General features: G+C 72.1%; 9 protein-coding genes. 8 read left to right on the forward strand and 1 reads right to left on the reverse strand.

The window, feature by feature from the left end:
* The first annotated feature begins 44 nt into the window (after positions 1–44).
* The 7 genes from ABT041_RS37440 (at position 45) to ABT041_RS37470 (ending at position 8122) form a co-directional block, all read left to right on the forward strand.
* Entirely contained in the window at positions 45–1412 is a 1368-nt protein-coding gene (locus ABT041_RS37440) for a phosphomannomutase/phosphoglucomutase (RefSeq protein WP_351193211.1), read from the forward strand.
* 90 nt (positions 1413–1502) lie between these two features.
* Positions 1503–1685: a Trm112 family protein gene (locus tag ABT041_RS37445; RefSeq protein WP_351193213.1), complete on the forward strand. Its 183-nt coding sequence runs from the start codon at positions 1503–1505 to the stop codon at positions 1683–1685.
* Positions 1686–1943: 258 nt separating this feature from the next.
* Positions 1944–3092, forward strand: a complete 1149-nt coding sequence (locus ABT041_RS37450; RefSeq protein ID WP_351193215.1) for an SIS domain-containing protein — start codon at positions 1944–1946, stop codon at positions 3090–3092.
* 275 nt (positions 3093–3367) lie between these two features.
* Positions 3368–4519, forward strand: a complete 1152-nt coding sequence (gene manA, locus ABT041_RS37455; RefSeq protein WP_351193216.1) for a mannose-6-phosphate isomerase, class I — start codon at positions 3368–3370, stop codon at positions 4517–4519.
* Positions 4520–4585: 66 nt separating this feature from the next.
* Positions 4586–5551 (forward strand): cation diffusion facilitator family transporter, encoded by a 966-nt coding sequence (locus ABT041_RS37460; protein ID WP_351193218.1) that lies wholly within the window; start codon positions 4586–4588, stop codon positions 5549–5551.
* Positions 5552–5890: 339 nt separating this feature from the next.
* The gene (gene ahcY / locus ABT041_RS37465; protein ID WP_351193221.1) at positions 5891–7345 is read left to right on the forward strand and encodes an adenosylhomocysteinase; all 1455 of its coding nucleotides are present in this window, start codon (positions 5891–5893) and stop codon (positions 7343–7345) included.
* A gap of 162 nt (positions 7346–7507) precedes the next feature.
* Complete coding sequence (locus ABT041_RS37470) at positions 7508–8122, forward strand: hypothetical protein (RefSeq protein ID WP_351193223.1); 615 nt, start codon at positions 7508–7510, stop codon at positions 8120–8122.
* Positions 8123–8161: 39 nt separating this feature from the next.
* On the opposite strand, the gene ABT041_RS37475 is transcribed toward ABT041_RS37470, so the two are convergent.
* Positions 8162–9145: an RDD family protein gene (locus ABT041_RS37475; RefSeq protein ID WP_351193225.1), complete on the reverse strand. Its 984-nt coding sequence runs from the start codon at positions 9143–9145 to the stop codon at positions 8162–8164.
* Positions 9146–9264: 119 nt separating this feature from the next.
* Here ABT041_RS37475 and ABT041_RS37480 point away from each other — a divergent pair, with 119 nt between their 5' ends.
* Positions 9265–10272 (forward strand): stage II sporulation protein M, encoded by a 1008-nt coding sequence (locus tag ABT041_RS37480; protein ID WP_351193228.1) that lies wholly within the window; start codon positions 9265–9267, stop codon positions 10270–10272.
* Positions 10273–10633: the final 361 nt, after the last annotated feature.

Here is a 10633-nt window from a genome sequence, read left to right on the forward strand (position 1 = left end):
ACACGCGCCGCACACGCGTGTGGAGAACTCAGGAGGGTGGATCCGTGACTGCCGATCTGTCGCAGATCGTGAAGGCGTACGACATCCGCGGAGTCGTACCCGACCAGTGGGACGAGACGCTCGCCGAGCTCTTCGGCGCCGCCTTCGTTCGGGTGACGGACGCGGACGCGATCGTCATCGGCCACGACATGCGGCCCTCGTCGCCTGGCCTCGCTTCCGCCTTCGCGCGCGGCGCGGCCCGCCTCGGTGCCGACGTCACGCTCATCGGGCTCTGCTCCACGGACCAGCTGTACTTCGCCTCCGGCAGCCTCGGCCTGCCGGGCGCCATGTTCACCGCCTCGCACAACCCGGCCCAGTACAACGGCATCAAGATGTGCCGCGCCGGCGCCGCCCCCGTCGGCCAGGACACCGGCCTCGCCGACATCCGCGCCCTCGCCGAGGAGTGGACGGAGACGGGCGCCCCCGAGGCGGCCGCGAAGCCGGGCACGATCACGGAACGCGACACCCTCGCGGACTACGCCGCCCACCTCAGGAACCTCGTCGACCTCACCGCGATCCGCCCCCTCAAGGTGGTCGTGGACGCGGGCAACGGCATGGGCGGCCACACCGTCCCCACGGTCTTCGAGGGCCTGCCGCTGGACACGGTCCCGATGTACTTCGAGCTGGACGGCACGTTCCCGAACCACGAGGCCAACCCGCTCGACCCGAAGAACATCGTCGACCTCCAGGCCCGCGTCCTCGCCGAGGGCGCCGACATCGGCCTCGCCTTCGACGGCGACGCCGACCGCTGCTTCGTCGTCGACGAGCGCGGCGAGCCGGTCTCCCCGTCCGCGATCACGGCCCTCGTCGCCGCGCGCGAGCTCGCCAAGAGCCCCGGCGGAACGATCATCCACAACCTGATCACCTCCTGGTCGGTGCCGGAGGTCGTCCGGGAGCAGGGCGGCGAGCCGGTCCGCACCCGCGTCGGCCACTCCTTCATCAAGGAGGAGATGGCGAAGACCGGAGCGATCTTCGGCGGCGAGCACTCGGCGCACTACTACTTCAAGGACTTCTGGAACGCGGACACCGGCATGCTCGCCGCGCTCCACGTCCTCGCGGCCCTGGGCGGCCAGGAGGGCACCCTCTCCGACCTGGTCGCGGCCTACGACCGGTACGCCTCCTCGGGCGAGATCAACTCGACGGTGGCGGACCAGGCGGCGAGCACGGCCAAGGTGAAGGCGACGTACTCCGGCCGGGAGGGCGTCACCTTCGACGAACTCGACGGCCTGACCGTGACGTCGGCGGACTGGTGGTTCAACCTCCGACCCTCCAACACGGAGCCGCTGCTCCGCCTCAACGTCGAGGCCCGCGACGAGGCCACGATGGCCGAGGTCCGCGACGAGGTCCTCGCCCTGGTGCGGGCGACCGACTGACCCCGTCCGTCCCGCCGGGGAACGGGGGCGTGCCCCGTTCCCCGGCGGTAGGCTGACCTGGCCCGATCCGTCTGTTCGAAGGGACACCCCATGCCGCTCGAAGCCGGCCTCCTGGAGATCCTGGCCTGCCCGGCCTGCCACGCTCCACTGAACGACCGCACGGCGGACGAGACCCCCGAGCTGACCTGCACGAGCCCCGACTGCGGCCTCGCCTACCCGGTCCGCGACGGCATCCCGGTCCTCCTCACGGACGAGGCCCGCAAGCCGGAGTAACGGCGCCTGGTCGCGGGCGGCGCCCCCCCCGTGTGGGCAATCGTCCCGCTGGGGCGCTGCCCACCCTCAACGGGCGTCGCCCACCCTGTTGTGGGCAATCGTTCCGCAGGGCGGAACGGGTGGGCACAACGGACCCGCGCCCTGCCGGCGCCACAGGCTTATGCGCCTGAACCCGCACCGCACGAGGCCGCACCCGCAGAAGGCAGCACCCGCACAAGCCGCGCCCCACACCAGCCGCGCCCCGCAGGGAGGCCGCACATGCTCGACGAGACCCTCCTCGACGCCCCGGACGACCTCGCCCTGGCCGACCGCCGAGGCCTCCTCCGCGGCGCCGCCGAGGCAGGCGCACGGGTACGGACCGCCGCCCGGCACGCCGCCGAGGCCGGCATCGCGGACCTCCGCCCCGAGGGCCGCCCCCGCGCCGTCCTCGTCGCGGGCCCCGGCACCGCCGCCGCCGGCGTCGCGGACCTGATCGGCGCGCTCGCCGGTGCCGCCGCCCCCGTCGTACGGCTCCAGCCGACCGGCGTCGCCCCCGCCGCGGGCGCCCTGCGCTGGGCCCTGCCGGGCTGGGCGGGCTCGGTGGACCTGCTCCTGCTGCCCACCACGGACGGCTCCGAACCGGGCCTCGCCCTCCTCGCCGAGCAGGCGTACCGCCGCGGGATCACGGTCGTCGCCGTCGCCCCGAAGGCCTCCCCGCTCGCCGAGACGGTGAACGGCTCGCACGGCCTGTTCGTCCCGATGGCGATCGCCCCGAACGAGACGCCCGACGAGTACGCGGAGAGCATCGCGGCCAGCCCGGGGGCGCTGTGGGCCCTGTTCACCCCCCTGCTCGCGCTGTTGGACCGCGTCGGCCTCATCGAGGCGCCGCCGGAGGCCCTGGAGAAGGTCGCCGACCGCCTGGACCGCACGGCGGAACGCTGCGGCCCGGCCATCGCCACGTACAGCAACCCGGCGAAGACCCTCGCCGCCGAACTCGCGGACTCGCTGCCGCTGATCTGGACCGAGGGCAACGCCGCCGGCCCGGCCGGCCGCCGCTTCGCCGCCGTCCTCGCCGAACTCGCCGGACTGCCCGCGCTCGCCGCCGAACTCCCGGAGGCGCTGCCCGCACACGGGGTGCTCCTGGCGGGCGACTACGCGGCCGGCGCCGACCCGGACGACTTCTTCCGCGACCGCGTGGACGAACAGCAGGCGCTCCGCGCGCGCGTGGTGCTGCTCCGCGACCGCCCGGCGGACGGCCTGACCGCGGCGCCGGCCGCACGCGAACTGGCCCTCGGCCACGAGACGGCGATCAGCGAACTGGAACCGGAGGAGGGCGGCGACCTGGAGACACTCGCCGAACTGCTCGCGGTGACGGACTTCGCGGCGGTCTACCTCAACCTGGCCACGGCGGCCCGCACGCCCCACTAGCGACCGCACGACCCACCCCGCACCAGCGACCGCACGACCCGCCTCCCCCACCGCCGAACAAGAACACCCCAGGCACCCCCGGCCCACACCCGCCCCACCACCAGCCCAGCGCCCCAAGGACACCCCCCGGCACCAGCCCCCACAGACGAAGGCGCAGGGCAACCCCCAGGACCGCGCAGGTACACCCCAAACCCCCCGACCCGTCACCCGCCCCCTGTCACCTGTCTCCCGACACCCGCACGATCCGTCACCACCCCGAGGAGCTGGCAGGCACCATGGACCGCCTCGTCAACACCGTCCGCCCCTACGCCTGGGGATCCACGACGGCCATCCCGGAACTGCTCGGAACCGCCCCCACCGGCGAGCCCCAGGCCGAGATGTGGATGGGCGCCCACCCCGGTGCCCCGTCCCGCACCGACCGCGGCGCGCTGAACGAGCTCATCGCCGCCGACCCCGTACGCGAACTGGGGGAGCAGTCCGTCGAGAAGTTCGGGCCGCGGCTCCCGTTCCTCCTGAAGCTGCTCGCCGCGGGCGCCCCGCTCTCCCTCCAGGTCCACCCCGACCTGGAGCAGGCGAAGGCCGGGTACGCCGCCGAGGAGGCCGCCGGCATCCCGATCGACGCCCCGCACCGCACGTACAAGGACGCCAACCACAAGCCCGAGCTGATCTGCGCGCTGACGCCCTTCGACGGCCTGTGCGGCTTCCGCGACCCCGTCGAGGCCGCCGACCTGATCGCCGCGCTCGGCGTCGACTCGCTCAAGCCGTACGTGGACGTCCTCCACGCCCACCCCGAAGACGCCGCGCTCCGCGAGGTCCTGACGGCCCTTCTGACCGCCGACCGCGAGGAGATGGCGCACACCGTCGCCGAGGCCCATGCCGCCGCCGACCGGCTCGGCGGCGACCACGCCCCGTACGCGAAGCTGGCCCACCACTACCCGAGCGACCCCGGCGTGATCGCCGCCATGCTCCTCAACCACGTCCGGCTCCAGCCCGGCGAGGCCCTCTACCTCGGCGCCGGCGTTCCGCACGCCTACATCGACGGCCTCGGCATCGAGCTCATGGCCAACTCCGACAACGTGTTGCGCTGCGGCCTCACCCCCAAGCACGTCGACGTCCCCGAACTCCTCCGCATCGTCCGCTTCGAACCGAACGAGCCGGCCGTCCTGCGCCCCGAGGCCTCCCCCTCCGGCGAGGAGGTGTACGAGACCCCGAGCGACGAGTTCCGCCTCTCCCGGTTCGTCCGACCGGAAGGCGCCGCGCCGACCGACGTCACCGCCGCCACGCCGCAGATCCTGCTCGCCGTCGCGGGCCGCCCGCAGGCGGGAGGCGTCGCCCTCGGTCCCGGCGAGTCCGTGTTCGTACCGGCGGGCGAGCCCACCGAACTGTCGGGGGTGGGCACGGTCTTCCGCGCGACCGTCGTGGCCTGATGCGACAATGACCGGCCGAACCGCGGCGATCGAGCCGGAGCACCGACGAAGGGAACACGTACACCCATGAGCGCGTCAGGCGGAACCAAGGCGATCGTGGCGGCACTCGCCGCCAACCTGGCGATCGCCGTAGCCAAGTTCGTGGCGTTCCTCTTCAGCGGTTCGTCCTCGATGCTCGCCGAGAGCGTCCACTCGCTCGCCGACTCCGGCAACCAGGCCCTGCTGCTCGTCGGCGGCAAGAAGGCCCAGCGCGAGGCCACGCCGCAGCACCCGTTCGGCTACGGCCGCGAGCGGTACATCTACGCCTTCCTCGTCTCCATCGTGCTCTTCTCCGTCGGTGGCATGTTCGCCATCTACGAGGGCTACGAGAAGATCAAGCACCCGCACCCCATCGAGGCCTGGTACTGGCCGGTCGGCGTGCTCGTCTTCGCGATCATCGCCGAGAGCTTCTCCTTCCGCACCGCGATCAAGGAGTCCAACGAGATCCGCGGCGGCCTCTCCTGGAAGGAGTTCGTCCGCCGCGCGAAGGCCCCCGAGCTCCCCGTCGTCCTCCTGGAGGACCTCGGCGCCCTCGTCGGCCTCGTTCTCGCCCTCGGCGGCGTCGGCCTCGCCCTGGCGACCGACAACGGCGTCTGGGACGGCATCGGCACCCTCTGCATCGGCGTCCTGCTGATCGTCATCGCGCTCATCCTGGCCGCCGAGACCAAGTCGCTCCTCCTCGGCGAGGCCGCGGGCGTCGACGACGTCAAGAAGATCGAGACGGCCGTCGTCGACGGCGAGACCGTCACCGGCCTCATCCACATGCGTACGCTCCACCTCGGCCCCGAAGAACTCCTCGTCGCCGCCAAGGTCGCCGTCCGGCACGACGACACGGCCGCCCAGGTCGCGAACGCCATCGACGCCGCCGAGGAACGCATCCGCGCCGCCGTCCCGATCGCCCGGGTCATCTACCTGGAGCCCGACATCTACAGCGCGAAGGCCGCCTCGGCGGGCCCGAACCCGGCAGCGACCCCCGGCGGCCCGGGCCACTGACCCACGGGCGAGCCCGCCCCACCCACCACAGGCCCCCGGGACCGCACGTCCCGGGGGCTTCGTACGTCCGTACGGGGCACGGGCACCGGACGCGGGAAGTACGGGCGGCGGGCCCCATGCGGACTGTGGCCGCCGCACCGATCGGTGTAGATTCGTGACCAGCCAGACGTCGCTGCTGATGGCGGTCGGGCGGTCCGCGGACCGACCGAGGGAGAGAGGGCCTCCGACGACGGCACCGAGCAAGCGCCCGGGCATTCGTGTGCCCAGGGGGCGTTCTGCCGTGGTGCCAGGCGCCTCAACCGACCCTCGCACTCTCAACACACGAGGAGCAGCCCAGTCATGACGACTGCCGCCCACCAGGACTTCAAGGTCGCCGACCTCTCCCTGGCCGCCTTCGGCCGCAAGGAGATCACCCTCGCCGAGCACGAGATGCCCGGCCTGATGTCGATCCGCCGCGAGTACGCCGAGACCCAGCCGCTCGCCGGCGCGCGCGTCACCGGCTCCCTGCACATGACCGTGCAGACCGCCGTCCTCATCGAGACCCTCGTCGCCCTCGGCGCCGAGGTCCGCTGGGCCTCCTGCAACATCTTCTCCACCCAGGACCACGCCGCCGCGGCCATCGCCGTCGGCCCGAACGGCACCCCGGAGAACCCCCAGGGCGTCCCGGTCTTCGCCTGGAAGGGCGAGACCCTGGAGGAGTACTGGTGGTGCACCGAGCAGGCCCTCACCTGGCCGAACACGCCCACCGGCGGCCCGAACATGATCCTGGACGACGGCGGTGACGCCACCCTCCTCGTCCACAAGGGCGTCGAGTTCGAGAAGGCCGGCTCGGCCCCGGACCCGTCCACCGCGGACAGCGAGGAGTACGGCCACATCCTCCGTCTCCTCAACCGCACCCTCACCGAGAACCCGCAGAAGTGGACCCAGCTGGCGTCCGAGATCCGCGGCGTGACCGAGGAGACCACCACCGGCGTCCACCGCCTGTACGAGATGCAGCAGGCCGGCTCCCTGCTCTTCCCGGCGATCAACGTGAACGACGCCGTGACGAAGTCGAAGTTCGACAACAAGTACGGCTGCCGCCACTCCCTCATCGACGGCATCAACCGCGCCACCGACGTCCTCATCGGCGGCAAGACGGCCGTCGTCTGCGGCTACGGCGACGTCGGCAAGGGCTGCGCCGAGTCCCTCCGCGGCCAGGGCGCCCGCGTCATCGTCACCGAGATCGACCCGATCTGCGCCCTCCAGGCGGCGATGGACGGCTACCAGGTCACGACCCTCGACGAGGTCGTCGAGACCGCCGACATCTTCATCACCACGACCGGCAACAAGGACATCATCATGGCCGCCGACATGGCCAAGATGAAGCACCAGGCCATCGTCGGAAACATCGGCCACTTCGACAACGAGATCGACATGGCCGGCCTCGCCAAGATCCCCGGCATCGTCAAGGACGAGGTCAAGCCGCAGGTCCACACCTGGACCTTCCCCGACGGCAAGGTCCTCATCGTCCTCTCCGAGGGCCGCCTGCTGAACCTCGGCAACGCGACCGGCCACCCCTCCTTCGTGATGTCGAACTCCTTCGCGGACCAGACCCTGGCCCAGATCGAGCTCTTCACCAAGCCGCAGGAGTACCCGACCGACGTCTACGTCCTCCCGAAGCACCTGGACGAGAAGGTCGCCCGCCTCCACCTGGACTCGCTCGGCGTCAAGCTGACGACCCTCCGCCCGGAGCAGGCCGCCTACATCGGCGTCGAGGTCGAAGGCCCCTTCAAGCCGGACCACTACCGCTACTGATGCCCCGGCCGGCGGCGCCCGCGCGCTGACGCGGCGCCGTCCCGGACACCCGTAGAGGTTCAGGCAGGCCCCCCGCACCCCCGTGCCGGGGGGCCTGCCCCGTCCCGCCCCCCGCTACCGCACCGGGTAGCCACCCGAGGACCCCGAGTACCCCGAGGACCCATGCCCCGCGGCCGCTATTCGCTCCATGACCCGCACGATCACACCCCCCTCGGCGAAGAACACTTCCACTGCGCGCCCGGCCCCTCCGGCTGGCGCTACGTCTCGCAGATCACCACCCCCGCGGGCGACCACCGGGGCTCCGTCGACCTGGCCGTCGACGAACTCGGCCGCCCCATCCGACTCGAACTGCACGCCGCGAGCTGGCAGGTCCGCGGCGCGGCCCTCGACGGCGTCACCTGGGTCCGTACGGACCCCACCGGAACCCACGCCACCGAAGGCAATGTGCGCGCCCACGCCTTCACCGGAACGTCCCCGGCGTTCCTCGTCGCCCTCACGCGACTCCTGCGTCTCACCCCCGATTCCCCCGAGACCCGTGTCAGGCTCGTCGCCTTCACGGACCCGGTGCTCGCCCCCCTCACGGTCGACCAGTCCTGGGCCCTGCTGAGAAGTGAAGCGCACAGCACTGACAACGGTGTGCTGATGGTGGACGAGTACCAGGTCAGCGCCCTGGACACGGGCGAACGGCATACGGTCCACATCGCCGGCGACGTCGTGCTTTCCGCGCCGGGCATCGAACTCGAAGCCTTGGAAACCCCGCCGTCGGTCTTCCCCTGACGCAGCACGTCAGGGGAGGGTGCCTCAGGCCGAAGCGCCTCAGGCCGGCGGAGCGAACCCGGTGGGACGAGCCGCGGGCTCCGCGACGGGGTCGACGACGGGGGAGGGCGACACGGGGGAAGACGACCCCGGAGGAGCGCCCACCGACGACGGAACAGCACCCGTCGGAACCCCGGACCCCGAGGGCACTCCAGGCCCCGCGGACATCCCAGCCACTGCCGAGGGCACCCCCGACCCCGAGAAAGGCGCCGACACACCCGCCCCCGCCCCCGCTCCCGGGGCGAAGGCCCGCCGCGCGTCCCGCGCCTGCCGCTCGGCCACCACGCCCGCCAGATAGGCATCGGCCGGCACCCCCGCCGGCGGAGGCGTACCGGTACGCGTCACGAGCTCGTCGGCCAGGCGTTCCGCGAGCCGCCGCCCCACGACCGGGTCCAGCTCACGCGCGCGCGTCAGGTACTGACGTATCTCCAGCCACAGCGTCTCCGGCACCGCCGAGAGGTCGAGCCCGGCGAAACGCCCCACCAGCCACGGCGGCGGCGGAGGCACCGCCGGAACCCGCGCCGCGGGTATCCGCTCCCGAACCACCAGCGTCCCCGCGAAGACGTCCCCGAGCCGCCGCCCCCGCTCGGACACCAGCGAGGCGACGCAGGCGACGACCCCGAAGGTCATCAGGATCTCCACGACCCCCATCGCGCCCCGTACCAGCGCGTGGCGGAACCGGACCGGGCCCCCGTCGTCCCGGACCACCCGCAGCCCACAGGCCAGCTTCCCGAGCGAGCGCCCGTGCGACAGCGTCTCCACGGCGATCGGCGCGCCCACGAGCACCAGCAGGAAGGAGGCGATGGACACCGCCATGCCCGCGGCGTCGTCGAGGGACGCCGTCGCGACCGCGAGCCCCAGCGAGATCAGCAGATAGGCGGCCCACACGACGACCAGGTCGATGAGCACGGCGAGCGCCCGACTCGGCAGCCGCGCCGGCTGCAACCCCAGTACGACGGCGTCCCCCGTCACCAGCCCACTCACGGCACCCACCCTTCTCCGACCTTCCCGACCCCTCCGAACGCCAGTCTGCCAAGCTGGCCCGCAGCGCGCCGCAGTAGTACGGACCCGTCCGCAGCCAGTGCCTGGAGCAGCAGCCGATCATGGACCTCGACGTCTACGTGACCGCCCACCGCGCCGAGTGGGAACGCCTCGACCACCTCCTGCGCCAGGGCCGCAAGCTCACCGGCGCCGAGGCCGACGAGCTCGTCGCGTTGTACCAGCGCACGGCCACCCACCTCTCGATCGTCCAGTCCAGTGCCCCGGACCCGATGCTCACGGCCCGGCTCACCCAGCTGGTGGCGCGCGCCCGGGCCACCGTCACCGGCACCCGACGCTCCTCCTGGCGGGACGCGGCCCGCTTCCTGACGGCCGGCTTCCCCGCCGCGGTGTACCGCTCGCGCCACTGGTGGATCCCCACGGCCGTCCTGTCCACCCTGCTCGCGGTCCTCATCGGCTGGTGGATCGGCACGCACCCGGAGGTGCAGGCCTCGATCGGCGCCTCCACCGACCTCCGCGAGATGACCCGCCCCGGCGGCCAGTACGAGACGTACTACTCCAGCCATCCGGCGGCGTCCTTCGCGGCCCAGGTCTGGACGAACAACGCCCAGGCCGCGGCCATGTGCCTGGTCCTGGGCGCGTTCCTGGGCATCCCGGTCCTCTGGATCCTCTTCCTGAACATGCTGAACCTGGGCGTCGGCATCGGCCTGATGTCCTCCGCCGGCCGCCTCGACGTCTTCCTCGGCCTGATCCTTCCGCACGGCCTGCTCGAACTGACCGCCGTCTTCGTCGCCGCCGGTACGGGCCTCCGGCTCGGCTGGACCGTCATCGACCCGGGCCCCAGGACCCGCCGCGCCGCCCTGGCGGAACAGGGCCGGTCGGCCGTCGGCATGGCGATCGGCCTGGCCCTGGTCCTCTTCGTCTCGGGCCTGCTCGAAGGCTTCGTCACCCCCTCGGGCCTCCCCACCTGGGCCCGCATCACGATCGGCGTCGCCGCCGAGCTGGCCTTCCTGGCGTACGTCTACGTCCTCGGCGGCCGCGCCGCCCGGGCCGGCGACATCGGCGACCTGGAGGAGCCCGACCGCAGCGCCGCGCTCCCCACGGCCGCCTGATGTGCGTCACCCCCTCCTGAGCTGCTAGTCTCCTCCGGTGCTCGCGAAACCCGTTGACACGGGGCTCGTGGGGAGGTAGATTCAAACGGTTGCCTAGAACTGGACAGTTCGGTAGCGACCGGGTAGAGTCTCACTCACTCCGGCAGGGATTCGATTCCACGGAGTCACCCCGATTCTTATTCGAATCACGAAAGCCACCGATTAGGTCGGCCGAAATGAATCTGATAAAGTCGAAATCGCCGGAAGGGCCCGGAGCGAAAGCGAAAGGGACCGGAAAGCACCGAGGAAATCGGATCGGAAAGATCTGATAGAGTCGGAAACGAAGGAAGCGCCCGGAGGGCCTGGAAACAGGAACGAAGGA

The sequence above is a fragment of the Streptomyces sp. NPDC002825 genome (assembly GCF_040295385.1).
Taxonomy (GTDB): Bacteria; Actinomycetota; Actinomycetes; order Streptomycetales; family Streptomycetaceae; genus Streptomyces.

Coding starts and splice junctions, on each gene's coding strand:
- ABT041_RS37445 (WP_351193213.1), top strand. CDS start 1,503: ATGCCGCTCGAAGCCGGCCTCCTGGAGATCCTGGCCTGCCCGGCCTGC.
- ABT041_RS37450 (WP_351193215.1), top strand. CDS start 1,944: ATGCTCGACGAGACCCTCCTCGACGCCCCGGACGACCTCGCCCTGGCC.
- manA (WP_351193216.1), top strand. CDS start 3,368: ATGGACCGCCTCGTCAACACCGTCCGCCCCTACGCCTGGGGATCCACG.
- ABT041_RS37460 (WP_351193218.1), top strand. CDS start 4,586: ATGAGCGCGTCAGGCGGAACCAAGGCGATCGTGGCGGCACTCGCCGCC.
- ahcY (WP_351193221.1), top strand. CDS start 5,891: ATGACGACTGCCGCCCACCAGGACTTCAAGGTCGCCGACCTCTCCCTG.
- ABT041_RS37470 (WP_351193223.1), top strand. CDS start 7,508: ATGCCCCGCGGCCGCTATTCGCTCCATGACCCGCACGATCACACCCCC.
- ABT041_RS37480 (WP_351193228.1), top strand. CDS start 9,265: ATGGACCTCGACGTCTACGTGACCGCCCACCGCGCCGAGTGGGAACGC.